Here is a 26,408-nt window from a genome sequence, read left to right on the forward strand (position 1 = left end):
TAATCCCGCGCCACCTTTCGTATCACAACTTTCACCTTTATGAAAAACATCCGCACACTCCTCGCCTTGTCCGTTCTCTCACTTTTCGTCGCCGCTCCGGCGGCGTTCGCGGCGCGCCAGACGCTCATCATCAACCGTGACTGGACGTTTAATTATTTCCCGAAGGAAAAGCCCTCCGCCTTGGAGATCGCCGCCATCACATCCGCCGCCTACGATGACTCCAAGTGGCCCGCGATCGCGCTCCCGCACACATGGAACACCTTCGAGACTACCGGCGACCAGCATCTCTTTATCCGCAGCGCCGACGAGAAAACCGACACCTACTGGTGGTTCGGCTGGGGCTGGTATCGCAAGCACCTCGCCATCGACCAATCCCTTTCCGGCAAGCGCATCGCGCTCGAGTTCGACGGCGTGCAAAAATATTCGCGCCTCTATGTGAACGGCCACTTTGTCGGCGAGCACAAGGGCGGCTACACCAGCTTCTCGTTCGACATCACTCCGCACGTCCGCTTTGGCGCCGACAACCTCATCGTTGTCCAGGTCAACAACCGCCAGTCCGACGCCGGCTACGGGCTCATCCCGCCCGCCACCGCCGGCAACTTCAGCGTTTACGGCGGCATCTATCGCGAGGTTCGCCTCGTCGTCACCGACAGGCTCCACATTCCCTATCAGGGCAACGCGTGGCATGAGGGCGGCACCTTTGTCACCACGCCCAAGGTCTCCGAAAAATCCGGCGAGGTCCGCGTTCGCACTTGGGTGAAAAATGACCACGACACGCCGCGCACCGCAAAACTCGTCACCACGGTTGTCGATGCCGGCGGCAAAAAAATCCTCGCCGCCACCGCCACGCAAACCATCGCGCCCGGCGTCATCCACGAGTTCGACCAAAACCTCGGCGCCGTTGCCAACCCGAAACTCTGGTCGCACGAAACGCCATACCTCTACACCGTCCAAAGCCAAGTCCTCGACGGAGATCGCGCCGCCGACACCTATGCGTCACCGCTCGGCTTCCGCTGGTTCGAGTGGAGTTTCTCCGACAACCGGCTCGTCCTGAACGGCAAAAAAATCTGGCTGCGCGGCATCAACCGCCATCAGGAATTTCCCTGGGTCGGCGACGCCATGCCCAAATGGATGCACGACCGCGACTGGCGCGACATCCGCCACAACATGGGCCTCTATTTCCAGCGCACCGCGCATTATCCCAACGACCCCTTCATGTATGATCTCTCCGACCGCATCGGTTTCATCCACATGGAGGAACTGCCCAATATCAAGGACATCGCCTTCGACCGCGCCACGCAGAAACAAAACGCCATTGAAATGATCCGCCGCGACCGCAACCACCCCAGCATCGTCATCTGGAGCATGGGCAACGAAACCGACCAGCCCGCCGACTCCGACTGGGCCTATGCGGAGGACACCACCCGCCTCATCTACATGCGCCGTTGCGATCACGGCACGCAACACGCCGGCAACCACATTCAGATAACCGACAAAAACATCGCCATCGAAAACCTCCTCCGCTGCACCGTGCGCGGCTGGCTCAACGAGGACGACCACGATTTCGGCGTCATGACCGGCCGCCCCGACTCCTCCCAAGTCACCGGCACCGAGGAATGGCAGCACTACCGCAACCGCAGCTCGCGCGACATCCTCAACTCCAACGTCGTCACCTGGCTCTACGCCGACCATGGCTGCCGCCGCGAATACCTCAACTCGCCCGTCCTCAACGTGAACCCCAAGGGCTGGGTCGACGCATACCGCTTCCCAAAACTCACCTACTATCTCTGGCAGGCCAACTTCAGCTCCACGCCCATGGCCAGCATCCACCCCTCGTATTGGCGCCCCAAATACATCGGCCAAAAACACGACATCCTCGTGGACTCCAACTGCGATGAAGTCGAACTGCTCCTCGACGGAAAGTCCCTCGGCAAACAAAAACCCTCCGCCGCCGACAAGCACGTCGTCACCTTCAAAAACATCACCGTCACCCGCGGCACCCTCACCGCCGTCGGCGTCAAAAAAGGCAAGCGTGTCGAAACCACGCTCGCCATGTCCGGCGAACCCGCGCGCCTCGTCCTCACCGCCTCGCACAAGGCCATTCCCGCCGACCGCTCCGGCATCGCGCAAGTCACCGCCGATGTCGTCGACGCCGCCGGCAACCACGTTTACGGCGCGAACCCGCCCCTCACATGGCGCCTCACCGGCGCGGGAAAACTCGTCGGCCCCGCCCAATACACAACCGACACGCACGACATCCACTCCCGCTCCGGCTTGATGTATATCGACACGCCTATTTCCAACGTCGTCCGCTCTGCCGCCGCGCCCGGCGATATCCGTGTCACCGTCAGCGCGCCCGGCCTCGCGCCCGCCGAGATCATCATCAAGGCTGTCGCGCCCGAAGCCCCCGCCGCCACCGGCATAACGGAACCCGCGCTCTCCGACGCCAACCGCCGGCCCGTCGCCCGCGATCCCAATTTCAAGACAGTCGTGTTCGCGCAAAAAGCGCAGTATATCGAGGAAATCCGCCCCGACGCCGATTTCACGCCCGACGCCTCCGGCGGCTACCGCGCGCAAGTCACGAAGTTTGTCGCCGACCGCAACCACGGCGTCGATCCCTTCAGCTCCGACTACCGCGCCTTTGTCGAGCGCATGATCCAGATCACCACCGATCGCGGCGGCCACCTCGTCGCCGACGACTGGAATTTCGAGGCCCGTAAAATCAACGAAAAAATCGGCAAGCCGCCTTCCGACAAAGTCAAGGCCGCCAAGCAAAAAGCCGAGCGAAAGAAAAAACTGAAAAAATAAAATCTCTTTGGAGTGCGGTGGCAGAGCGAAGCGCCGACACCGCTTTGAGCACCTTCCGCCGCCTCCAAAACCCAACACAAACCAAGGAACACAGAGGACACAGAGAACCACAGAGTTTTGGGAGACCCCAAAGCCTTCCACGCTCCCCGGCGAATCATCACTCATTCATTTTTAATTAAAAAACCAAGGCAAAGAAACCGCAGATAAACACAGATGAGCACAGATAATAAAAACCACCGAACCCCGCCCTTCATCCTTCCTCATCTGCGCCCCTCCTTGTCCCTTTCCGAAATCTTAATCTTAAATTTAAACTAAACGCCATGCGCCACCACCTCCGACTCCTGTCATTATTCATTCTGCATTTTTCATTATTCATTAGCGCCGCGCTAGCGGCGCGCATCGACGTCACCGCGCATGGCGCCGTCGGCGACGCCAAGACACTCAACACCGCCGTCCTGCAGAAAGCCATCGACACCGTCTCCAAATCCGGCGGCGGCACGATCTACTTTCCCGCCGGCCGTTTTCTCACCGGCGCGCTCCACCTCCGCGACAACATCACACTCCACCTCGACACCGGCGCCGTGATCCTCGCGAGCCCGTCGATGAAGGATTATCCGAACAAACATTTCCTCATCGGCCGCGACATCAAAAACATCGCCATCGAGGGTCGCGGCACAATCGACGGCAACGGACGCGCCTTCTACGACGAAAACCTCAAGCCGATCCCCCGTCGCCCCAGCCCCTTCATCGAACTCTGGGGCTGCAAAAACATCCGCATTGAAAACATCACCATCCGCAACGCCCCCGGCTGGACCATCCACCCCAAGAATTGCGACGACGTTCAGATTCGCGGCATCTCGCTCCTCAACGACATCACCCTCGTCAACACCGACGGCATCGACATCGACAGCTCGCGCAACGTCATCATTTCCGACTGCCGCATCGAGGCCGGCGATGATTGCATCGTCATCAAAACCACCAACCGCGTGCCGACAGGCGAAAAGAAAAAAGCCGTCTCCACCGAGCAACTCCCCTGCGAAAACATCGTCGTCACCAACTGCATCCTCGTCAGCGCCGCGAGCGCGCTGAAGCTCGGCACCGAAAGCCACGCCGACTTCCGCCACATACGCTTTGACAACTGCATCATCCGCGACTCCCGCACCGGCCTCGCCCTTATGTGCAAGGACGGCGCGACGATGGAGGACATCCACTTCAGCAACATCACCATGACCACCAAGCCCAAATGGGGCAAGGGCTACGAATGGCCCATCACCGTTGACCTTGAAAAACGCACCGACGCCTCGCGCCTCGGCGCCATCCGCAACGTCACCTTCAACAACATCACACTTTTCACCAAGGGTCGCGTCATGGTCGCCGGCCTGCCCGAGCGCCCGCTCGAGAACATCGCCTTCAACAACATCACGTATCGGGTTTCTGGATACGAAAACATAAAGGGCGCCAAAAAGGTGAAGGGCGGCAACAGCAAGGGCGCCGCCGACACGCCCGAATACGGAAGCACGCCCTCCATGTTCATTCTCGCGAACCTGAAAAACATAACCATCGACGGCCTCGACCTCACCTGGCCCGCGCCCACCGACGCCACGCCCGCCCGCCACATCATCGGCGCCGAAAACCTCGTCGCCCCCGCGTTCCGAAATCTCCCCAAGGAAGCCAACATCCCCGGCCTTCCCCCGTTGTCATCAAATAACTCAACCCAACCGCACCCGACCTCTTAATTCTAAAATTTTCCGCCATGCGTCCACAAACATTCCTCATGATTTCAGCCATTCAGCTCTTCAGCTTTTCAGCCCTTTCCCACGCCGCCACCGTCGATGTCACGGCTCATGGCGCGCGCCCGGATGGGAAAACCCTGAACACCGCCGCGCTCCAGCGCGTCATCGACGCCACCTCCGCGTCCGGTGGCGGCACGCTCACTTTTCCCGCCGGCCGTTATCTCACCGGCACATTGATCCTCCGCGGCAACATCACGCTGCACCTCGAAACCGGTGCCACGCTCCTCGCCAGCCCCAACCTCGACGATTACCCGCCGCAAGAACGCCAATACCGCGAAGGCATCATCGAAATCGACGGCAAGCACCAGGGCGGCTACCCGATGCGCCACCTCATCTACGCCTTCGACGCCGAGAACATCGCCATTGAGGGTCGCGGCACAATCGACGGCAACGGAGACTCCTATTTCAGCGCGGACAAAACCACCGCGCACGCGCGCCCCACGCCCCTCATCGAGCTCATCAACTGCCGCCAGGTTCGCATCGACAACATCACCATCCGCAACGCCCCCGGCTGGACCATCCATCCGAAAAATTGCGACGACGTGCGCATCCGCGGCGTCTCCATCCTGAACCATCTCCGCGCCATCAACTCCGACGGCATCGACATCGACAGCACCCGCAACGTCATCATCTCCGACTGCCGCATCGAGGCGGGCGACGATTGCATCGTCCTCAAAACCACAAAGTCCCTCGCTGGTGAAACCCTTCCCGTCGAAAACGTCACCGTCACCAACTGCGTCCTCATGAGCGCCGCCACCGCGCTCAAGCTCGGCACGGAAAGCCACGGCGATTACCGCCACATCCTCTTCAATAATTGTGTCATCCGTGACTCCCGCACCGGCCTCGCCCTGTATTGCCGCGACGGCGGTGTCATGCAGGACATCCGTTTCGACAACATCACCATGACCACAAAGCCCAAGTGGGGCAAGGGCTTCGAACTGCCCATTGTTGTCGAGCTCAGCAAGCGCGAGGCCGCCTCCCTTCTCGGCGCCATCCGCGACGTCTCGTTTAACAACATCCAAATCCACACCAAGGGACGCGTCATCATTCGCGGCTTCGATGAAAACACACCCGTCGAAAACATTTCCCTCAACCGCGTCTCGATCAATTACACCGGCGCCGAGCAATACAAGAACATCGGCAAATCCACAGGCCCGATGGCCAAGTTCGATTCCAAAAAAGGCGTGAACTACTACGCCGTCCCCGCCGGCATCATCTGCGCGCACGTCGCGGGCCTTCGCATCGACGGCATCGACGCCTCGTATTCAAAACCTGAATACGCCCCCGCCTTCACCCAGTTCCTCTACCAGGACGGCGTCCGCGCACCGCGCCTCGGCGACATCACCGCGCCCTTCGAAAGGTAACGGTGGCACGGGCTGCCAGCCCGTGTTCCGTCCCCTCGGTCTTATTAGTCCTATTCGTCCTAAAAAGATCTCCTCCTCGCCATGCGCTCCCGCCACACACTCGCCGCCTTCGCGCTCCTCGCCGCTTTCGGCCTTCAGCCCTTCAGTCCTTCCGCCCTTTCCGCCGGGCCCTTGACGCAAGGCGACATTGCATCCCTCCGCGCGCAAATCCGCGAAAACTTTTCCGTCCCCGAAACCCTTCTCGCTCTCGATGCGCGCACCCACCGCGCCTTCACACCCGCAACCGGCGTGCGCGCCGAGGCCGTCACCTACGCCACGCAATTCGGCATGCGCGTCCCCGCCATCCTCTACCTGCCCGATCCGCTTCCCAAGGGCAAAATCCCCGCGTTCATCGTCGTCAACGGCCACGGCGGCGACAAATACGCGTGGTATTCCTACTATTGCGGCATCACCTACGCACGCGCCGGCGCCGCCGTCCTCACCTACGATCCCGCCGGCGAGGGCGAGCGCTCCCGCAACCGCAAATCCGGCACGCGCGAACACGATTATCTTCGCGGCTCCGACACGATCACCGACGCCGACGCCGGCCGAAAACTCCTCGGCCTCATGCTCACCGACGTCATGCAAGCCGTCAGCTACGCCGCCTCGCGCCCCGAAATCGACGCCACCCGCATCGCGGCCGGCGGTTATTCGATGGGCTCCTTTGTCATGAGCATCGCCGGTGCGATCGAGCCGCGCCTCCACGCAGTCATCCTCACCGGCGGAGGCAATCTCGACGGCCCCGGCGGCTATTGGGACAAGTGCGACAAACCCATGTGTCAGGGCCATCCCTACCAGTCGCTCCTGTTTCTCGGCGACCGCCCCGCGATCATTTACGCCCTTCAAGCCGACCGCGGTCCCACGCTCATCTGGAACGGACGCGACGACATCTGTAACATCAAAAAAACGCAGGAACCCTTTTTCGACGACCTCCGCGCCCGCGCCGCCAAACTCACCTCGTCTGAAAAACAAAAAAACATTTTCACCTACGGCTTCACACCCAAGCCCGCGAGCCACCGCCCCTACTTCATAACAAAACCGCCCGCCATCTGGCTCGCGAAGCAGCTCGACTTCCCGAACCTCACGCCCGGCCAAGTCGCCGCGCTGCCCGAAGTCCACATCAGCGAATGGGCAAGTGAAACCGGCTACCCGATGGATCGCGGTTATACCTCCGAGGAGCGCGAGGGTGGGGCAATGGCCGTCGGCGACAACGTCCCCGCCATCGCCCGCGACCAGCTCAGCGTCTTCACCGCCGCCGAATGGGAAACAGTCAAGGCCGGCTACACATTCGACACCTGGCTCAAAAAAATCGGAGCCACCACCAACAAGGACAAACCCAAGTGTCCGAAAAAATCCTAATCCAAAATCACGCCAATCCTGTAACAAATCTCTCACACATCATGCACCACCGCACACTCGCCGCCCTCACCATCCTCGCAGCCTTCGGCCTTCAGCTCTTCAGCCCTTCGGTCCTTCTCTCCGACACCCGCCTCATTGAGAAACTCGAAGTCAACGACACCGGCTACCTCCTCTACAACGCCAGCCATTGGATAGAGCAGGGCGGCATCCGCGTCGGCGCGCCGCTTTACGGTGACAACGAAAACCTCCCCGAACCCGAGCGCGCCGCCGTCGCCGCGCTTCCCGCCGAACTCGTATCCGTGGATTGGATACAACCCTCCGCCCTCTCCGCCGCCTTTGTCAAGAGCCCCTACTTCGGCGACAACCTCGCCAACTTCGTGCTCCGCGAACCCGCCGAAATCCACATCGCCCACTCCGACGCCATCGCCGAAAAACCCGCCTGGCTCGCCACCCGATACACCGCCACCGCCGGCAAACTCACCGACACCCTCGGCCGCGCCTTCACCCTCTACAAACGCACCGCCGACGCCGGCGAAAAAATCATCCTCGGCCCCAACGGCTCCGCTTCCGCTCCCATGTATCTCGTCCTGGCAAAACCGCTGTCCTCAACCGCGACCCGTAAACTGGAAACTGGATACTCGAGCAACGTCACGGACATCGCCGCCGCCGGCGCGCGCGGCGACGGCCGCACCATCAACACCACCATCATTCAAACCGCCATCGACGATCTCTCCGCCCGCGGCGGCGGCACGGTCCTCGTCAGCGGCGGCATCTACGTCACCGGCGCGCTTGAACTTCGCGACAACATCACGCTCCGCATCGAAGCCGGCAGCATCCTCCGCGCTTCGCCCAATCCCGCCGACTTCCCGCCCAAGCACGCCAGCGTCCCCGGCTTTCGCAGCCACGAACCCCACCAGTTCATTTTTGCGCAAAACGCGAAAAATATCACCATCACCGGCGGCGGCGTCATCGACGGCTACGCCATCCGCCAGGGCTACCCCTGGGGCGGCCGCAACAACGAGCACGAGCGCCCGCGCCTCATCCGCATGTTCTCCTGCCAAAACATCCGCGTTGAAAACATCACACTCATCCGCGCCGCCAACTGGACGCAATATTACGAAACCTGCACCGACCTTGTTTTCCGCGACCTCCGCATCCGCTGCCACACCGGCGTGCACAATCAGGACGGCATCGACATCTCCGGTTGCAGCAACGTCGAGATCGACGGCTTCCACGCCACCACCGGCGACGACGCCATTTGCATAAAAGCCCTCACCCTCACCCCCGCCGAAAACATTCGCATCAACAACCTCTACTCGCCCTACGCCAACTGCAACATCCTCAAGATCGGCACCGAGACGCACGGCGCGTTGAAAAACCTTCACGCCACCAACATCGAAGGCGTCACCCGCTACTCCCTCTCCATCGAGACCGTTGACGGCTCCATCCTCGAAAACATCACCTACGAAAACGCCATACTCTACGATTGCGGTGCGCCCATTTTCGCTCGCCTCGGCGCGCGCGGACGCACCTTCAAAGGCGGCCCAAATCCCGCCACCCCGGGCGCCCTCCGCAACGTCACCTTTCGCAATATCCGCAACTATGCCAACACTTGGGGCGCCGAAAAACGCGGCATCGGTCTCGGCGCCTCCTGCTCGGGCGTCGAGGGGCTCCGCATCCAGAACCTGACAATTGAGGATTGCGATTTCACCTTCCACGGCGGACAGACCGATCCCAAGGTGGTCACGCGCGCAGTCCCCGAAAACGAGAAAAAATACCCCGAATACATCACCTTTGGCGTGTGTCCCGCCTACGGCCTCTATCTCCGTCACATCGACGGCCTCACCGTGCGCAACAACCGCATCCGCTCCGCGAACACGGACGTCCGTCCTCCCGTCGTCCTGGAGGACGTCCACAGCTCGACCCTCACCAACAACATCCTCCAAACCTTCGCCCTCACCGCCGCACCCGAAGTCCACACGAAATAATTATCATCCCTTTGGAGTGCGGTGGCAGAGCGAAGCGCCGACACCGCTTTGAGCACCTCCCGCCGCCTCCAAAACCCAACACAAACCAAGGAACACAGAGGACACGAAGCGCGCACGAAGCTGCGCGACAGGAGGCCATCAAGGCACCGCACTCTTTCTCGCAAAAAAACAATCCGAGGAACCCTCAGATAATATAAACCACTGGCAATCCATCTTCATTTCTTTCCGTATATGCGTCCATCCGCGGTTAAAAAACAAAACATCATTTCGCCAAAAAATCACTCGTCCACCAGCGAGCCTCCCAAAACTCTGAGCCGCGCTCCGCGCGCTCTGTGCTCTCTGTGTTCCTTTCCTTTTTTTAATTTTTTCTGACACGCCATGAAATCCGCATTCCGCACTCCGCATTCCGCATTTCCCCTCCTCGCCGCCCTCGCTCTGCTCGCCGCCTTCAGCCTTCAGCCCTTCAGTCTTTCAGTCCTTCGCGCCGGCGCTCCGGCGCCGGCGCCCATGTCCCTGCGCCTCGTTTCACTGAACAACGGCCAGTGGATGGATAAAAATAAAACCGCCGAAGTGCGCCGCGAAGTCGACCGCATCGTCTCCGAAGGCTTCAACGCCATCTCCATCGGCACCTACAAATTCATGCCGGCCTACTTCATCGACTACACCAAAACCCCGTATCCCGAGGCCCAGCAATTCGACCCGAAAAAAAGCGCGTCCCAACTCGAAACCCTCCGCGCCAACATTCGCTACGCAAAGTCCAAGGGCATCCAGCGCGTCGTTTCGCGCTCCTATTCGCACTACTGCCCGCTCAACTTTTGGGAGGCGCATCAGGCGGAGCTCAATCCCGGCGGAATCTTCAAGCGTTTCCTCGAAAACGCCCACCAAAACAACATCTACAAAGAGTCGCTCCAGAAACGAAAGGCCGAGGCCGTCGTGCCGCACGCGCAATGGACGAATCCCGTCTTTCGCAATTTCTTCATCTACTCCACCTCGCGCATGCTCGACCTCATCCCCGAGCTCGACGGCTTCCTCAACGCCTACGCCGAGGCCGCCTGGACGCTCACGCCCGACACCCTTCGCGCGGATAAATGGAAAAGCTGGAAGGAAAACGTCGATTACGCCGCCACCGACGCGAACTTCGTCGACTACTGCAACACCCTCTACGCCCTCCTTCAAAAGAAACGCGGCGACCGCCTCTTCCTCGGCATGCGCGACTGGTATGTGAAACCCGAAACTCTCGCGCAGCTCAAAATGCCCCGCTCCCAACTCTACATGTCGATCAAATACGCCGGTTACGACCAGCCCCTCGTCAACTATCCGCCATGGGGCAAGGATCTCCTCGACGCCGGCTACTCCGTCATCCTCGACATCATCGTCTTCGACGCCGAGCACCCGCACCCCGTGTATTGGTATGACGGCGACATCATCGAAAAAACTTTCGCCAACATGCGCGCCGGCGGCTTCACCGGAATCGCCTACCAAGACTACCAGCTCAAAAGCAAAACCGGCGACGCCCTCGACCACCCCGTCCGCCGCCTCACGCAAAAAACCGTCGGCGCCGCCATCGCCGGCAAACCCTTCACCAACGCCGACGCCATCGCATTCCTCCGCCCCCACTATCGCGACGGCGCCGAACCGCTCCTCCGCAGCCTCAAAGCCGTCGCCCTCGCGCAAGAGTCCTTCATCAAACTCAGCCCCGCCTGGTTCTGGCGTGGCGACGGCCTCACGCCCGGCGGCCTCGACGTTCCCCGCCTCTGGAAACTCAACGACGAACCCGAGGCGCCATCCGGCATGGCATTCGTCCGCCAAAACGCCATCAGCGTCCCCGGTTATGTCGCCGCCACGCTCTCGCCCGATCCCGCTTCCGCGATCGCAAAACTGAAATCCGACACCGGTCCCGACGCCCGCACCCCCGTCGAACTCATTGCCGAAATGCGCCGCCATGCCGACGACTCCGTGACCGCCGCGCTCGAGTTTCGCGCCAAGGCGCCGGCCAAGGCGCCCTACCTGCGCGACCTTGTTGCCAGCGCCTTCATCCACCAACAACTCGTCGCCCGCGACACCGCCTTCCTCGAAGCCGCAATCGCCTACTACCGCGCCGGCGCAAACTGGGACGGCCGCTACCATAAGGACAGGAACGCCCCGCTCGCCCCCCGCCCCGGCGTCGATGTCGCCGCGGAAAAAGCCGCCTGTCTCGACGCCATGAACCGCCTCGTTTACCACGATCAAATCATGGCCGAACTCCTCAAAAACTACGCTCCCCGCCGACCCACCCGCCGCAATTTCAAAGGTTATCCCGAAAGCCTGACCATGGCGCAAATCCTCGGCATAAAACTCGCCAAACCCGCCCTCGACCAAACCGAATACAACCGCATCGAAACCCAAATCCTCGGCAAGTAAACGTAGCGCGGACAGCCAAGTCTGCCTCCTCTTAAAACCAAAAAACCTGAATACTAAATAACCACGGAGTTCACTGAGAGCCACGGAGAAAAACCGTATTCAATCCATCCATCGCCCCGACTTTTAATCATCCCTTTTCTGCATTCGCGCCTATTCGCGTTCATTTGCGGTTAAAAATCCTCCTCCGTGTTCCTCAGTGAACTCCGTGGTTAAAACCAAGCCGTCATAATTTCCACTAACCAATAACCATAACCTTAAACCTTAAATCTCGCTCACCATGCTCACTCGCCGCACCTTCCTCACCGCCACCGCAGCCGCCGCCGGCATCTCGGCCCTTCAGCCCTTCAGCCTTTCGGCGCTTTCCGCCGCCGCTCCGGCCGCGACCCGTCGCCGACCGAAAAACATCGGCGCGTTTTATTTTCGCGCGCACCTCTACACGCTCGTTCCCCGGCACGTTCGCGAGGACATGGAGTGGTTGCGCGACGCGGGCATCAACACGCTGGTCATCGGCGTGCAGGAGCAGGATCTCGCCTCCGCGCGCGAAAACATTGACCGAATCAGCGCCGAGGCGCACCGCGTCGGCATCAAAATCTGGGTGATTCCCAGCCGCTGGGGCAACCTCATCGCCGGGGCCGGCAAAGTTCCCTGCACCTTCACCGGCAAGAATCCCGATTGCTGGGCTCGTCGTGAAAACGGCAAACCCATCATGGGCGGATTCGGCCCCTACGCGAGCATCCATCACCCCTACACCTTCGACCGCTACACCAAAATGCTCCGGCGCGTGCTCGACCAATGGCCCGTCGAGGGAATCATCTGGGACGAACCCAAGGCCTACAACATCCTCGACTACAGCCCCGCCGCCAAAACCGCCTTCGGCGGCACGATTCCGAAGGACGTCCGCCCGCACCGCCAGGCCTTCGCAAAGTTCTTCGCGCGCCTCAACGCCGTCATTAAAAAACACTCGCCCGGCTGCTACATGTCGATGTTCACCTACGCCACGCTCAAGCAGGAGGAAATCGAGGACCTTGCCGACCAGTCCGACCTCAACGCCTTCGGTTGCGACGGCCGCCCGTGGGCGCTTGCCGACAAAGGCGCGGATGACAGCGACCGCAATGCGCCCGCCAAAAAATGCCTCGTTGACAACAGCGCGCGCTTTATCGAAACCGCCCGCCGCCACGGACGCGATACCTTTGCCCTGATTGAGAACCACGCAATGCCCGCGACGAGCAACCCGATCATGGACCGCCGCCTCCCCGAAGTCCTCGCGCAAGACTGGGACAATCTCTTTTGTTATTATTACCCGCGTTCCTGCGACGATCCCGACGCCAGCATGGCGATCATCAAAAAACATATTTCCAAACTCTGACACACGCGGAGCAAAAAGGGTGGGGGACTCGGGGCCGCGCATTTGCAAGTGCCCTGGCTCCGCGTCCCTGTTCCTTGTCAACATCGACCCGATTGTCGGGCCCCCGCGCGCCGCATTGCGAAAATGCGCCGCGCCCGATGGCACGTTGGAGGAATTGAAGGCGGCGCTCGGAGTGAAGTGCACACCGCAGGCGATTAACTGGGTTCTCAAGAAGATGGGACTGACATATAGAAAAGACGTTGCGGACAAGCACATCGAAAGAGCGAAGGGAATTAACAAAACAGCAGGTGGCACCTATCGAGAGCTAATCATCACCGACTTCTGCATCACTCAAACTGGGCCATTGCAGGCAAAACGGCTCAACCTCGTGTTTTTCTCAAACTCGCCGGAATTATTTTCGAACCAGGTTGGGTTAGGCTTAACTCATTGTTTTAAAATTAGTTAAGTGGTGCCCAGAGGGGGACTCGAACCCCCATGCGGTTAGGCACAGGCTTCTGAGACCTGCGTGTCTACCAATTCCACCATCTGGGCGACTTGGGAAACTGCAAAAGACACACTGCTGTCGAACGCGCGGCAAGCATAGAATTTCAGTGTTTTAATGCGCGCGCCTTTTTGCGTTTCTAATCAGCATACGACAACACTGAACTGTAGTAGGCAGGATGAGATCTGACAGTTGAGGGAAGCCCCATGGGACTTCAGAGTGAACGACAAACCAGAAGACCCAAGCGAAGGAAGCCCCCATGGGGGCTTCGCGCAAAAATCCGAAAAAAATGAACCTCAACGAAAAAATAATCCGCAACAAAGTCGGCCTGCTCAAGCTGGCCGAAGAACTCAACAACGTATCGAAGGCCTGCCAGGTGATGGGGCTGAGCCGCGACACCTTCTACCGCTATAAAAATGCGGTGCAGGAGGGAGGCGTGGAAGCGTTGATCGACAAGAACCGGCGTGTGCCGAACCACAAAAACCGGGTGGACGAGCGCATCGAGAAACGCATCTGCGAACTGGCATTGGACAATCCCGCGCTCGGACAAGTGCGAGTGGCCAATGAACTGCGTCAGAAAGGCCTAATAATCTCGGCGGGCGGAGTGCGCTCGGTATGGCTGCGACATGAGCTGCAAACCTTCAAGCTGCGACTCAAGGCACTTGAGGCGCACATTGCCAAAACCGGCGCGGTGCTCACCGAGGCGCAAGTCGTCGCCTTGGAACGCAAGGCCGCCGACGATGTGATCGACAACGAGATAGAAAGCGCGCACCCCGGATATCTCGGCTGCCAGGACACCTTCTACGTGGGCACCATCAAAGGAGTCGGGCGTATCTACCAGCAAACCTACATCGACGCTTACAGCAAAGTCGCCTGCGCCAAACTCTACACAACAAAAACACCGCTTCCCGCGGTCGACCTGCTCAACGAACGCGTGCTGCCGCTCCACGAGGAAGGCGGCATGGGAGTGTTGCGCATCTTCCCTTCATTACGTCGAGGTTGTCGGCACGACGCGGATCGAGCCGCTTGTGTGCTATGCCCGTTTTTACTTGAGATCAACCGATTATTTAATCAGGTTGCGGTATAGATCGGAGGTTGTTGCGTCTTGTGTTGTGAGAAGAATCCTAAGTCTGCATCTCAAGGGGTTTCACATAGGAAGATGATGCAGCCTTCGATTCTCCTATTTCACTCTCGATGATATAAAGTCGACGCCCCACCATGAAACAGGACGCCAAGCTCCGCCAACACACTGTCGCAAGTCTTTGCACATGTTAGCATATTCCAGCTACAGCCTTTACTTGCGGAATTGGCATGCCGTGCATGATCGGCGGGATGAACAACATCAAATCACATCCAGAACAATCAATCCATCAGCGCAAGCGCGTCATGCCGTTCGCCAAGCCTCACCACATGGTGAAACCGGCCTACATACACGGCGACGGAGCGGCCGCGCGCTACCTTGGTTTTGCCGACGTGCAGGGACGCATGTTTCGCATCTGGGCACGCGAGATGCGCATTCCGTTCGCAATCGTCGGGGGGCGTGCGAACTACCGCATAGCCGACTTAGACGCCGCGTGGGAGCGCGCCGCGTCGAAGGAGCGCGTCACTGACCGATCTTTCGCCTTGCCAGCCCCGCCCCGCCTGCGCTTCGTTCGCGGCAGGCCGTGAAACGCCTACCAAAACAGAGTCGCACATCGCCCCATGCTGGGCGGTGGAGGGTGTCACGACTGGCACCCAAGTTTCACCCATCGCTTGGCATGGGGTCTTTCATAACCGCGCGGAAGAGGCCGTGAAACGCCAACGCCGCGCGCAACAAAACCAGTCGCAATGAAAAACAAAACCTCGATCGGGGAACGCGCCAGCGTCCGCCCCACCACCAAGAACACGCCCGCAAGCGTTTCAAACACCGGAGATGCCGCCAAGGCATCACGCCGCCAACCAGAGCCTTTTAAGGCATCCGCTCCTTCCGCTCATGTGCAATCTCGCCCCGCCCCGCCAAAGCCCGGCAAATCAAAAGGGACGCCGCGTAAACGCCGTCTGGAATCCTTCACCGTGAGGATGAGTCCGCAACAAGCTCGCCTCATCCGCCGTTTTGCTGCCGTGTTGCGAGCCACTCCCAGCGACATGCTGGCATCGTTGGCTTTATCTGAGATTGCGCATGGAGGGAATGACCATTCGCAAGCTGAGCTGGATTGCTATAACTCCGCCCTGATCGAATTGATTGTGCAACGCAGAGTCCCTGAAGATCGCAGTAGCGAACTTGTCGGCTTCACGCATGTTTGTCGGCATAGCGCACGAAAGGACGGTGGGGCATGAGTGTATCGAAGACGCCACTTGATATGATAATTAACGAGATTCATGCACTCCGCACCGATCTTGTTGAGGAGATGCGCCTATTGCGGCACGCCGTCGATGCGCTGTGCAATGACCACGCGCCTGACGCCGATGAGTCGGACGTGGAGATTTCGACGGCGGAGGCCGCGGAATTCATGGGATACTCGAAATCTTCCCATGCGTGCTTCCGCGATGCGGCGCGCGACAATGGGGTTTTCCCGACTGGAAATCGTGCGCGCTTTCGCTGGAGGAAAAGCGATTTGCTTAGATGGAAGGCGAGCCCGAAATACGCGATGTTGCGTGTTCGCATTCACAGCGGCAGACTTACACGGCGCGCTCACAAGTGAATCAAGAAACACGGCCCGTCCTGCCATCCGGTGGGGCGGGCTTGTTGTTTTCCGACCCCGTCCCGCGAAATAAAACAACCTGAAACAATCCAGCATCTTGGGGCACTTGTTCCCACTAGGCGTTCCCACTAGCCATTTCTCAAAACTTAAGTTATTGATTATCAAGATGGTGCGGCTGGACGGAATCGAACCGACGAGACCTGCTTGGAAGGCAGGAGTTTTACCACTAAACTACAGCCGCGTGGGAAAATCTTGCGTTGATAATTTCGTGTTCGCGCCAGTGGTCAAGCTTTCGCTTTGGATTTCGTCTTGCTCGGATAGACGATTCCACACGCATCCAAGCGAACGCACAGCCCAAGCGAAAGTTGGATTGATTGGATGTGTTGCACGAAACCGGCGCGCAACACAGTTTCCTCACTCGAAAGAAGGGGGCGAGTCAAACGCTTGGCGAATGGGAATGTCGTGTGCTCAGCGGCTGATGTCGCCGAGCATTTGGTCGAGCGTCGTGTAGGATTCGAGTTGCTTGAGCGCGGCTGCACAGCGGTCCTTCGAGGCCAGGGCTGTGTTTTCGGCGAGAAATACGATGTAGCTGGCCACGTTTTTCGAGTAGTTGAGCAGGCCTTCGTCGCTCACCGAATAGAAGCGGGCGCGTTGCTGGTAACCGGCGGGCGAGTGATCGCCGAGCGCGGTTTTTTCCGCCTTGCCGCCGCCGGCAAGGACATGGAGGAAGTTGTATTCGAACCAGAACATGTGCTCGGGGCTTGGTGTGAGCGAGTCAATCGCGGCGCGGGTGGCGGCCTCGTTGGCGAAGACGTCGGTGGGTTTGCCGGATTTTTCGAGGGCGTCGACGATGAAGCTGCGCGCCATTTTTTGTTCGGTTGCGTCGGTCGCGAACGCGCCTTTGACGGCGAGCTCGACTGTGAATTGATACCAGTCTTTCCAGAGTGCCTGGTCGGCGGGGTTCTTTGAGGCGTAGAGGGCTCGACCCATTTCGTAGGTGTAGCGTCCGCTGGTTTTGATTTCGAGGCAGCTGCCGGTGACTGCGCCCATGACTTGGTAGTTTTCAGCGGACTTGCCGGAGCCGGAATGGAAGCCGATGCTAACGCCGAATTGTTTGCAGACGTTCCACTGCTTTTCGATGAGCGCCTTGAGCGCGGTGTTGTCGGGGTAGGGCATGTTTTTCTGGAAGCCGAATGCGGGGGCGACGAAGTTGATTGTCATTCCCATCGCTTCGCAGAGGGCGAGCATGATGGCGGTGGTTTCGGGCGTGGTGAGTCCGGGGAGTTCGTCGATGGAGAGTTCGCGGAGGTAGGCGCAGCCTTCCTTGGTTGCGAAGAGTTGCTCGCGGGCGATGCGGTATTTTTCGTCGCGCACTTTCATTTTTTTCATCGCGGGCCAGACGTAGGCGAGGAGCTTGGCGAGCGCTTCCTCGTCGAGTTGGAGGCCGGCGGCGGCAACGCGTGTTTTCACTTTTTCGACGAGTTCGGGCGCCATGTTTTCGGCGACCCAGGCGCGGGCGTCGTCGGGGGCTTTTGTGAGGGCGAGCTCGGGCGAGATGTCGAAGGTGATGTAGCTGGCGAGCACGCATCCGCGCACGAGTTGGTCTTCGCGCACGTCGAATTTGCCGCCGATGGGCTGGTGGTCGGCGTTGAAGCTCCACGCGATGCCGCGTTTGTGGAAACCGGTTTTGAGTTTGGAGATCACGCAGCCGTGGCTCATGCCCTCGACGGACTGGCCTTGGTGGCCTTCGGGGACGTTGGTGCCGATGAAGGGGAAGGGGACGGTGTCGAGTTTGCCTTCAAGCATCGAGTTCACGTCGTAAACGAGTTCGCGCGGGATGGAGTTTTGGTTGGCCGTCATGCCGACTTCGAGCGCGCTCATGGCCCACTCGACCGCGGGCCAGTGCAGCGTGGTGAAGCGCGCGCCGATGCCGAGCGTGCTTTGTCCGAGGCGTTGCGACGCGGTGGGAAAAATGGTCGATTCGGGGTTGTGCTCCTGAATGAGGTTTTTGATGCGAAGGAGGTTTGCGAAAGAGGCGGGGAAGGCGACTGCGCCCTCGTTGAGGGCGACTCCCTCGGCGAGCACTTTCACGGCGTCGGCACCGAGTTCGGCGATGGGGGTGAGTTTCCACGCGCAATCACCGGTCACGTCCTCAAGTAATATCCATTGTCCGGCCTCGGTTTCAAAAACGCTTTTCGGGTAGGCCTTCACGTCGGGCGAGGCGTTGGCGAGTTTTGCGGCCAGCGCGGGCCAGTCGAGGCAGAAGTCGGGCGACACGCAGGGGTTATTGGCAATGCGGAGGTTGTTTTTGAGGAGGAACTGGTTGATCGAGGTTGTGGAGATCATGGTGTTTTTTGTTGTTTTGGGTTGATTGGAAAAAGGACTGAATACCTAGGGTTTTTGAAAAACGGACACGAGAACATTTACGAAATTTAAGACGGTAGCGAGTGCAAAAAAAAGTTTTTGCCGCGTCTTGTCGCAAAGGCATCCCGCGCCGGATTGTGGTGCGGCGGAGCGCATGATTCCGCTCCTTCCCGGGGCCGCCGGTATTTTCCTCGCTATGCGGTTTTATGCCGCGCAACGCATTGTTGTCCGCGGCGTTTGGAGTTTTTTTTGGGGGATTAAAATTGATTAGCTTTGGAGCCGGTAAGCCGGATTATGTAAGGCGCGCGTCCGAAGATTTGCGCCATGACCGTCATTTCTCTAAGCCGCTTGCGCGACTTCCGCGTCTTGCGACGCGATGCGGCATACCCGCGACTGTGGGACGGGCCGTCCAGCCGCCTATTTTGCCTTGCACCGGATTGGGTTTTTCGTGCCGCCCGCCTTGCGGCGGGGCGCGGTGGTCTCTTACACCACCTTTTCACTATGACCGCGCGCGCGGTCTTTCGACTTGGCGCGCGGCTACTTGTTTTCTGTGACACTGTCCGTCAACGCGGGATGTGGCCCGTGTTGCCCCGGCTTGAGCGGAGGCGTGTCCGATCGGCGCGGGCGCAGCCTTGCGGCGGCGCGCACCGGGTCGGCGCGACAACTTTTCTTGCCGGGAGTCCTGCCCTGTGGTGTCCGGACTTTCCTCTCTGAGATCAAAGAACTCGGAGCGACGATCTGGCTCCAAAGCTAAGGAGTGCAGACAATGCAAACGCGCCCCGGCAACGCAATCACGATTGCGGCCCCGGGGCGCGTTTTGATTCAGATGTGTGTTTTGCGCGTGTTATTTGGCTCCCGCCGCTTTTTTCTCCTTGAAGAACACAAAGAAGATTAGGGCGATCACCGCGGCGAACATCGCGGGCCAGAACCAGATTTGCTGCCAATTCTTGGTTACGACTTCGACTCCGCCGACGATTTCCGTGGTGGTGTTTTTTCCAACGAGCCAGTTGATGGCTTGCGCGCCGATCAACATGCCGACGCCTTGCGTGATAAGAACGAAGAAGCTCTGCGCCTGTCCGCGGACTTCATGCGGGGTGTCCTTGTCCACATAAATCTGTCCGGCCACGAAGAAGAAGTCGTAGCAGATGCCGTGGAGGAGAATGCCGCCGATGACCATCCATGCCACTTTTTCGGGCGCGCCGAGGGCGAACAATCCGTAGCGGGCCACCCACGCGAGCATTCCGAAGAGGAGCATCTTTTTCACGCCCAGTCGGACGATGATCAGGGGCATGATTGCCATGAAGAACACTTCCGACATTTGCCCGAAGGTCATCTTGAACGCGGGGTCGGCCAGACCGGAGAAATCGACGAAGTTGCGCGCTTGTTGGTAGTAACCCGAAAGCGGAATGCAGATAAGCAGCGAGCAAAGCATGAAGAGCGCGAACTGCGGATTTTTGAGCAGCGAGATTGCGTCGAGGCCGAGCAACTGCCCCACGCTGACCTTCTTGCCGGCGAGCGGCGGGGGCGTGCTGGGAAGCGCAAAGCTCATGAAGCCGAGGGCGACGCCGGCGATGCCGACGAGATAAAACTGCCAGGGCGATTTGTCGCCGCCCGGAAGAAGCATCGAAACAACCAGCCCCGCGATGATCCAGCCGATGGTGCCGGAGACGCGGACGATGGGGAATTGTTTTTCGACGCTTGTGAGATGCGCCAGGGCCACCGAGCTGCTAAGCGCCAGCGTGGGCATGTAGCACAACGCATGGCCCAGCATCAACAACACACACGGATGCCAGAAGCTCGTCGGCGCGGTTCCCGCCACCGACTCCTTCGTGATCATCATCGGAATCAAAAACATGAAGACCGCCCCGATGAGGTGCAGTATGCCGAGCACTTTTTGCGACGCGAAAAAACGGTCCGCGATCATGCCCAAAAAGATGGGCGAGACAATCGCCGCGATCGGGCACACGCTGAAAACCCAGACGGTCAGGCCGCCAAGTCCCAAGTCATTGAGCCAGCCCGTCACGGGCACATACCAAGCGCCCCAGACAAAAAACTGGAGAAACATCATGGCTGATAATACCGGAAGCGCGCCGGCCGAGGGTTTCGCGGAAGCGGATGAGGAGGTCATATTTGATAACGCTGCAATATTGGTTGGTTGAGGGTTGGTGTCCTTGGAATTGAGGACGCAAGAGCCAGAAAACAGATGCGAATCTATGAATACGCATCCGTTTCAGGTCAATCTTTGGAATCAAAATAAATGCGGCATAAATATGCGTGGTGCTGTGGTGTGTGATCCCTTATTCCAACCGTGAACACCAAGGCTTTTGGGTGCGCGTGTTCATGCGCATGAGTGTCCTACTCGCCAACCAAAATATCCGACCTGAATAACAATGTCGCATGTTTCATTTGAGGTAAACCATGGGGGAAATCGGACGACATACCTCTGCAGTTGGCGACAGGTTTCATCAGCTTTTGTTTTGGAGCATCCCAAGAATGGTTGAAAAAATCTTTTGAAGGTGAGCGCAAAATACGGCGCAAATGGCATGGAATAATTATTCTTTTAAGATGTTCTTGTCGGAAACATTAATCATGCCGTAATCGAATTGAACCCTATTTTTTCCCTATGCGCACCCAACCTTCAGCCTGTTGTCTCAAGTCTGTATTTGCCGCAACCGCCTTGTTTGCGGTTTTGCTTTCCTCTGCGGGATTCGCCGCCGAGCCGCCGCCCGGCTTCACGGCACTGTTTAACGGCCGCGACCTCGACGGTTGGTGGGGCGCGAAGACCGAGGACCCGCGCAAATACATGGCCATGTCCGCCGACGAATTCGCGCAAAAACGCGACGCCAGCCTGGACGACATTCGCGCGCACTGGAGCGTCGACAACGGCGAGCTCGTCAACGACGGCAAGGGACTCTTTCTCACCACCGACAAGTATTACGGCGACTTCGAGCTGCTTCTCGAATACAAGGCGCTTCCGCTCGGCGACAGCGGCGTTTACTTGCGCGGATGCCCGCAGGTGCAGATTTGGGATTACACCAATCCGAAGGAGCTGAAGAACGGCGCGGACAAGGGATCCGGCGCGCTTTGGAACAACTTCAAGGGCTCGCCGGGCCGCTTCCCGCTCGTGCTCGCCGACAAGCCGTTCGGCGAATGGAGTCACCTGCGCGTCATCATGGTCGGTTCGCGCGTGTGGGTCTGGCTCAACCACCAGCTCACCGTGGACGGCGCCATCATGGACAACTATTACGACCGCAAGCTCCCGAAGGCTGAGCGCGCCCCGATTCCGCCGCGCGGCCCCATCCAACTCCAAACACACGGCTCGGAAATCCGCTGGCGCGATGTCTTCATCCGCGAAATCCCCGGAGCCGAAGCCATCTCGATTTTGCGCAAACGAAGCGGCGTCGGTTTCTCGCCCATTTTCAATGGCAAAAACCTCGACGGCTGGGCGGGCGCGATCGACGCCGTGCGCGCGGAGAATGGCGTGATCACCTGGCAGCCGAAAAAAGGAGGCACACTTTACACGAAGGCCGAGTATTCGGATTTCGTGGCGCAGTTGGATTTTAAACTTCCTCCCGGCGGAAACAACGGCCTCGCGATTCGTTATCCCGGCAAGGGCAATCCCGCTTATGCCGGCATGTGCGAGAGCCAGATCCTCGACGACAATTACGAAAAGAATACCGGCAAGAAGCTCAAAAAACTTCAGGTGCACGGTTCCGCCTACGGCATGGTCGCGGCGCATCGCGGCTACCAGCGTCCCCTCGGCGAGTGGAATTATCAGGAAGTCACCGTTGTCGGCTCGACAATCATGGTCGAGCTGAACGGAACGCCCATTCTCAACGCCGATCTTTCGACCGTCACCGAGTTCATGGACAACAAGCAGCATCCCGGCAAGGATGTCGAAAAAGGTCACTTCGGATTCGCCGGGCACAACGATCCCGTCGCCTTCCGCGAAATCGCCATCAAGCGGCTGAAATAAACAACCACCACAATTTTTTCGTCCACCTGTTTACCCATTCACACATGAATACAAAATCCCGCTCCACCTCGCCCTTCGCCCTCGCGCCGCACACGCGCCGTTCGTTCTTGAAAATGCTCGGCGCCGCGGCCGCCACAGCGCCGTTCATCACACGAAACCTCTTTGCGAACACGCCCTCCATGCGAATCCGCCACGCCGCCGTCGGCGTGGGCCACATGGGCTGGCAGGATCTCGTGCAAATCGCTGGTTGCGACAACCTCGACATCGTCGCCCTCTGCGATGTGGACGAAAAATTCCTGGCCAAGGCCAAGGAGGCTCATCCGAACGCGCGCGTTTTCCGCGACTGGCGCAAAATGCTCGACGCAATGGGCTCGCAAATCGACACGATCAACGTGTCCACGCCCGACCACATGCACGCGGCCATCGCCGTGAGCGCCATGCAGCGCGGTATCCACGCCTACGTTGAAAAACCACTCGCGCACGAACTCCACGAAGTGCGCCGCATGGCCGAGATCGCCCGCGAGAAAAAACTCGTCACGCAAATGGGCATCCAAATTCATTCCAACGCCCACTATCGCATCGCAGTGAAAACGCTCCGCGAAGGCGCCATCGGCAAGGTCCGCGAAGTGCATTCCTGGTGCTATAAAACCTGGGGCGACGACACCCCGATGCCCACCCGCACCGATCCCGTGCCCGCGGGTCTCGATTGGGATTGCTGGCTCGGCGTCCGCGAGGCGCGCCCCTACATCGGCCCCGATTATTATCATCCGAAAAACTGGCGCAAACGCCTCGACTTCGGCACCGGCACGCTCGGCGACATGGCCTGTCACATTTTCGATCCCGTCTTCAAGGGCCTCGATCTTGCCGCGCCCATTTCCGTTCGCTCCGAGGGACCGCTCTCCGAGCACGGCAACTGGGCGCTCAACGCCCGCGCCATCTACACCTTCGCCAAGACGCGTTACACTGCCGGCGACACGATGCGCCTCCACTGGTATGACGGCACCGAGAGGCCGCCCGCCGAGGTCACCTCCCTCATCGAGCTCGACAAGCTCAAGGACAACAAACTGCCCAACAACGGCTCGATATTTGTCGGCGAAAAAGGCGCGCTCCTGCTCCCGCACTACTCGCGCCTCTCGCTCTATCCCTCGGTGAAGTTCGCCGACTTCCAACTGCCGCGCGAACGTGGCGCAAACCACTGGAAGCAGTTCATCGATGCGTGCCGCGGCAACGGCAAAACCACCACGCATTTTGATTACGCCGGCCCGCTCACCGAGGCCGTGCTCCTCGGCGGCATCGCCTCCCGCTTCCCGCAGACGACGCTCAAGTGGGACAGCCCCGCGCTGCGCTTCGACCTCGCCGCCGCCAACCGCCACGTCCGCCGTCCCTACCGCAAAGGCTGGGAAGTCGCCGGGCTCTGACTTGTGGGGGCGCACTTGGCGTGCGCCCTCGTGCCAGCCCGCTTTGTGCGAACGTGTGCGAACAGTCATTCGCATACGAGGGCGCACGCCAGGTGCGCCCCTACGTCGCAAAATTACCACACGAAAATTCCTTAATTCCGCCAAAACCCAACCATGTCCACAGAAACCGCTCCCTCCACCAACGCCGCCGAACGCATCGCCGTTTGCTCATGGTCGCTCGAACCCGCAAACTTGCGCGACCTGCTCGACAAGCTCGCGCTCACCGGCGCGACTCGCGTGCAACTCGACCTCGACCCGTTGCATGTCTCGCCCGACGCATGGCGCGATTGCGCCGCCGTATTTGCGCAGAACAAAATCGCACTCGTCTCCGGCATGGTGCGTTGCGTCGGCGAGGATTACTCGACGCTCGAAAGCATTCGCGTCACCGGCGGCATCGCGCCCGACGGCACATGGGCGCAAAACCTCGAAAACTTCGGCAAATGCGCCGCCATCGCCGCGCAACTCCGCATTCCGCTCATCACGCTCCACGCCGGATTTTTCCCGCACCAGGAGGACAAGACCGGATTCGAAAAAATGATCTCCCGCGTCGCCGCCGTCGCGAACCTTTTCGCCTCGCACGGCATCGCCCTCGGCCTCGAAACCGGCCAGGAAACCGCCGCCGAGCTCGCGGAATTTTTGACCGCGCTGAACAACAAAAACACCGGCGTGAACTTTGATCCCGCCAACATGATTCTCTACGGCAAGGGCGACCCGATTGACGCGCTCGACGTGCTCGCGCCGTGGCTGCGCCAAATCCACATCAAGGACGCCCGCTACGCCAAAACCGCCGGCGAATGGGGCGAGGAAGTCGCGGCGGGGGAGGGCGCCGTGGACTGGCCGCGCTTCCTCGAAAAACTCGCCTCGCTCAACTACACCGGCGACCTCGTCATCGAACGCGAAGCCGGCGCGCAACGCGTCGCCGACATCCGCACCGCCCGCGAGCTGCTCGCGAAATATTTAGGCAATAAATAACCAAGGTAGGGCGAACCCTCCGGGTGAGCCGTTCGCCGTTTCGGCTCACCCGGAGGGTTCGCCCTACCAAAGCTTCGGGGGGAATTGGAATCAATCGCCAAAACATCCAATCTCTTCGCGCCTCTTTGCGGCCATTTCTTTTGATCAGTGAAATCTGCGGTTAAAAAACATTCTTCAAAAATCTACACATGAAAAAACAAAAACACATTAACGTCGCCGTGGTCGGTCTCGGCTTCATGGGAGTCACTCATCTGCGCGCCTGGCAGAAAGTCCGCAACGCGCGCATCGTCGCCGTGTGCGACGCGATTCGCCAGCCCGAGAACGGCGTGCTGCGCGGAGTCTCCGGCAACATCAAGCGCTCCGACGACATCCACCTCGGCGCCAAGGTGCGCAGCTTCCGCGAATTCGACGCGCTGCTCGAAGCGCCCGGCGTTGACGTCATCGACATCTGCACGCCCACCGCGTTGCATCCCGCGCAAGTCATCGCCGCGTTGCGCGCGGGCCGCCATGTGCTCTGCGAAAAACCGCTCGCGTCCACCTCGGCGGAGACAAAAAAAATCCTTCAAGTCGCGAAAAAATCGCGCGGTTTCCTGATGCCCGCCATGTGCATGCGCTTCTGGCCCGGCTGGCGCGAACTCAAGGAGCTCATCGCCAAAAACACCCACGGACGCCTGCTGACCGCCAGCTTCCGTCGCGTGTCGCAAATGCCCGGCTGGAACGCCGCGCAAACCTATTCCACCGCGGCGGCAGGCGGCGCGCTTTACGACCTGCACATTCACGACACCGATTTTGTCCATTACCTTTTCGGGCGACCCGCGTCGGTTTTTTCGAGTGGCGTCACCGGTCCCAACGGCGCGATCAACCACATCGTCACCCAATACCAATATCCCAAGGGCCCGGCGGTATCCGCCACCGGCACCTGGTTGCACCAAGGCGCCTTCAACATGGGCTTCACGCTCAACTTCGAGCGCGCGACGCTCACCTGCGACCTGACAAACGGAGGCGCGTGGCATATTGACGCCATCGGCAAAAAAACGCGCGTCATCAAGCCCCGCGGCACCGACGGTTACGATGCGGAAATCCGTTACTTCGCGGACTGCCTCGCGCGCGGCGTAGCCCCGGAAGCGGTCACTGTCACCGATGCCGTCGCCACGCTCCAAACCTGCGAAGCCGAGGAACGCTCCGTCCGCCAATCCCGCTGCGTAAAACTCGCCTGACACAAAACCGCGCAAACCCCACCCGTAGGGGCGTCGCTCGCGACGCCCTTTTTGTTTGGCGACTCTTGGATTGCCTCCAATCCATCATCGCGCATTGTTCCTTTAAGAGCTTTTCTTCGCCTTGACTCAGCCGGCCAATCCCT

15 protein-coding genes, 2 tRNA genes, 1 other RNA gene and 1 pseudogene are annotated in these 26,408 nt (G+C 59.6%); 14 read left to right on the forward strand and 5 right to left on the reverse strand.

Annotated elements, in window-relative coordinates:
• Positions 1–39: 39 nt before the first annotated feature.
• The 7 genes from CKA38_RS11005 (at position 40) to CKA38_RS11035 (ending at position 13,117) form a co-directional block, all read left to right on the forward strand.
• Positions 40–2,808, forward strand: a complete 2,769-nt coding sequence (locus CKA38_RS11005) for a glycoside hydrolase family 2 protein (protein ID WP_108825523.1) — start codon at positions 40–42, stop codon at positions 2,806–2,808.
• 320 nt (positions 2,809–3,128) lie between these two features.
• Positions 3,129–4,544: a glycoside hydrolase family 28 protein gene (locus CKA38_RS11010; protein ID WP_108825524.1), complete on the forward strand. Its 1,416-nt coding sequence runs from the start codon at positions 3,129–3,131 to the stop codon at positions 4,542–4,544.
• A 17-nt stretch (positions 4,545–4,561) separates the two neighbouring features.
• Positions 4,562–5,965 carry a glycoside hydrolase family 28 protein gene (locus CKA38_RS11015; RefSeq protein WP_108825525.1) on the forward strand — a complete coding sequence of 468 codons (1,404 nt, stop codon included), beginning with the start codon at positions 4,562–4,564 and terminating at the stop codon, positions 5,963–5,965.
• A gap of 81 nt (positions 5,966–6,046) precedes the next feature.
• Entirely contained in the window at positions 6,047–7,363 is a 1,317-nt protein-coding gene (locus CKA38_RS11020; protein ID WP_108825526.1) for an alpha/beta hydrolase family protein, read from the forward strand.
• A gap of 41 nt (positions 7,364–7,404) precedes the next feature.
• Positions 7,405–9,351, forward strand: coding sequence for a glycoside hydrolase family 28 protein (locus tag CKA38_RS11025; protein WP_161554862.1), 1,947 nt, complete (start codon positions 7,405–7,407; stop codon positions 9,349–9,351).
• Positions 9,352–9,729: 378 nt separating this feature from the next.
• Positions 9,730–11,751, forward strand: a complete 2,022-nt coding sequence (locus CKA38_RS11030; protein WP_108825528.1) for a hypothetical protein — start codon at positions 9,730–9,732, stop codon at positions 11,749–11,751.
• A gap of 277 nt (positions 11,752–12,028) precedes the next feature.
• Positions 12,029–13,117 carry a hypothetical protein gene (locus tag CKA38_RS11035; protein ID WP_108825529.1) on the forward strand — a complete coding sequence of 363 codons (1,089 nt, stop codon included), beginning with the start codon at positions 12,029–12,031 and terminating at the stop codon, positions 13,115–13,117.
• Between the two features lie 446 nt (positions 13,118–13,563).
• Here the strand turns inward: CKA38_RS11035 and CKA38_RS11045 are convergent.
• A tRNA-Leu gene (locus tag CKA38_RS11045) sits at positions 13,564–13,648 on the reverse strand.
• A 239-nt stretch (positions 13,649–13,887) separates the two neighbouring features.
• Here CKA38_RS11045 and CKA38_RS11050 point away from each other — a divergent pair.
• The 3 genes and pseudogenes from CKA38_RS11050 to CKA38_RS15465 form a co-directional block, all read left to right on the forward strand.
• Positions 13,888–14,577, forward strand: a pseudogene (locus CKA38_RS11050) (helix-turn-helix domain-containing protein); the annotation flags it as partial.
• Positions 14,578–15,008: 431 nt separating this feature from the next.
• The gene (locus tag CKA38_RS11055; protein WP_236919003.1) at positions 15,009–15,266 is read left to right on the forward strand and encodes a hypothetical protein; all 258 of its coding nucleotides are present in this window, start codon (positions 15,009–15,011) and stop codon (positions 15,264–15,266) included.
• Between the two features lie 159 nt (positions 15,267–15,425).
• Positions 15,426–15,914 (forward strand): hypothetical protein, encoded by a 489-nt coding sequence (locus tag CKA38_RS15465; protein WP_152032822.1) that lies wholly within the window; start codon positions 15,426–15,428, stop codon positions 15,912–15,914.
• A 532-nt stretch (positions 15,915–16,446) separates the two neighbouring features.
• On the opposite strand, the gene CKA38_RS11065 is transcribed toward CKA38_RS15465, so the two are convergent.
• The 4 genes from CKA38_RS11065 to CKA38_RS11080 all read right to left on the reverse strand — a co-directional run bounded on the left by CKA38_RS11065 (position 16,447) and on the right by CKA38_RS11080 (position 20,771).
• Positions 16,447–16,520 (reverse strand) — tRNA-Gly (locus tag CKA38_RS11065).
• A 227-nt stretch (positions 16,521–16,747) separates the two neighbouring features.
• A complete protein-coding gene (locus CKA38_RS11070) occupies positions 16,748–18,625 on the reverse strand; it encodes a tagaturonate epimerase family protein (RefSeq protein ID WP_108825534.1) in 1,878 nt (625 codons plus the stop codon).
• 285 nt (positions 18,626–18,910) lie between these two features.
• Positions 18,911–19,393, reverse strand: an RNA gene (gene rnpB / locus CKA38_RS11075) — RNase P RNA component class A.
• Positions 19,394–19,487: 94 nt separating this feature from the next.
• Positions 19,488–20,771, reverse strand: coding sequence for an MFS transporter (locus tag CKA38_RS11080; RefSeq protein ID WP_108825535.1), 1,284 nt, complete (start codon positions 20,769–20,771; stop codon positions 19,488–19,490).
• Between the two features lie 495 nt (positions 20,772–21,266).
• Here CKA38_RS11080 and CKA38_RS11085 point away from each other — a divergent pair, with 495 nt between their 5' ends.
• From CKA38_RS11085 to CKA38_RS11100, 4 genes are all read left to right on the forward strand, one after another.
• Entirely contained in the window at positions 21,267–22,619 is a 1,353-nt protein-coding gene (locus CKA38_RS11085; protein ID WP_108825536.1) for a 3-keto-disaccharide hydrolase, read from the forward strand.
• Between the two features lie 44 nt (positions 22,620–22,663).
• A complete protein-coding gene (locus tag CKA38_RS11090; protein ID WP_108825537.1) occupies positions 22,664–24,037 on the forward strand; it encodes a Gfo/Idh/MocA family oxidoreductase in 1,374 nt (457 codons plus the stop codon).
• Positions 24,038–24,190: 153 nt separating this feature from the next.
• A complete protein-coding gene (locus tag CKA38_RS11095; RefSeq protein WP_108825538.1) occupies positions 24,191–25,048 on the forward strand; it encodes a sugar phosphate isomerase/epimerase family protein in 858 nt (285 codons plus the stop codon).
• 188 nt (positions 25,049–25,236) lie between these two features.
• Positions 25,237–26,265, forward strand: coding sequence for a Gfo/Idh/MocA family protein (locus CKA38_RS11100; RefSeq protein WP_108825539.1), 1,029 nt, complete (start codon positions 25,237–25,239; stop codon positions 26,263–26,265).
• Positions 26,266–26,408: the final 143 nt, after the last annotated feature.

Origin of the sequence: Ereboglobus luteus (genome assembly GCF_003096195.1) — a bacterium.
In the GTDB taxonomy this organism is placed as follows: Bacteria; Verrucomicrobiota; Verrucomicrobiia; order Opitutales; family Opitutaceae; genus Ereboglobus; species Ereboglobus luteus.

Excerpts from the sequence above, each read along its gene's own strand:
- CKA38_RS15465 (WP_152032822.1), top strand. The coding sequence starts at position 15,426 with ATGAAAAACAAAACCTCGATCGGGGAACGCGCCAGCGTCCGCCCCACC.
- CKA38_RS11080 (WP_108825535.1), bottom strand. The coding sequence starts at position 20,771 with ATGACCTCCTCATCCGCTTCCGCGAAACCCTCGGCCGGCGCGCTTCCG.
- CKA38_RS11055 (WP_236919003.1), top strand. The coding sequence starts at position 15,009 with ATGGTGAAACCGGCCTACATACACGGCGACGGAGCGGCCGCGCGCTAC.
- CKA38_RS11100 (WP_108825539.1), top strand. The coding sequence starts at position 25,237 with ATGAAAAAACAAAAACACATTAACGTCGCCGTGGTCGGTCTCGGCTTC.
- CKA38_RS11020 (WP_108825526.1), top strand. The coding sequence starts at position 6,047 with ATGCGCTCCCGCCACACACTCGCCGCCTTCGCGCTCCTCGCCGCTTTC.
- CKA38_RS11095 (WP_108825538.1), top strand. The coding sequence starts at position 24,191 with ATGTCCACAGAAACCGCTCCCTCCACCAACGCCGCCGAACGCATCGCC.
- CKA38_RS11030 (WP_108825528.1), top strand. The coding sequence starts at position 9,730 with ATGAAATCCGCATTCCGCACTCCGCATTCCGCATTTCCCCTCCTCGCC.
- CKA38_RS11070 (WP_108825534.1), bottom strand. The coding sequence starts at position 18,625 with ATGATCTCCACAACCTCGATCAACCAGTTCCTCCTCAAAAACAACCTC.
- CKA38_RS11090 (WP_108825537.1), top strand. The coding sequence starts at position 22,664 with ATGAATACAAAATCCCGCTCCACCTCGCCCTTCGCCCTCGCGCCGCAC.
- CKA38_RS11025 (WP_161554862.1), top strand. The coding sequence starts at position 7,405 with ATGCACCACCGCACACTCGCCGCCCTCACCATCCTCGCAGCCTTCGGC.
- CKA38_RS11010 (WP_108825524.1), top strand. The coding sequence starts at position 3,129 with ATGCGCCACCACCTCCGACTCCTGTCATTATTCATTCTGCATTTTTCA.
- CKA38_RS11015 (WP_108825525.1), top strand. The coding sequence starts at position 4,562 with ATGCGTCCACAAACATTCCTCATGATTTCAGCCATTCAGCTCTTCAGC.
- CKA38_RS11005 (WP_108825523.1), top strand. The coding sequence starts at position 40 with ATGAAAAACATCCGCACACTCCTCGCCTTGTCCGTTCTCTCACTTTTC.
- CKA38_RS11085 (WP_108825536.1), top strand. The coding sequence starts at position 21,267 with ATGCGCACCCAACCTTCAGCCTGTTGTCTCAAGTCTGTATTTGCCGCA.
- CKA38_RS11035 (WP_108825529.1), top strand. The coding sequence starts at position 12,029 with ATGCTCACTCGCCGCACCTTCCTCACCGCCACCGCAGCCGCCGCCGGC.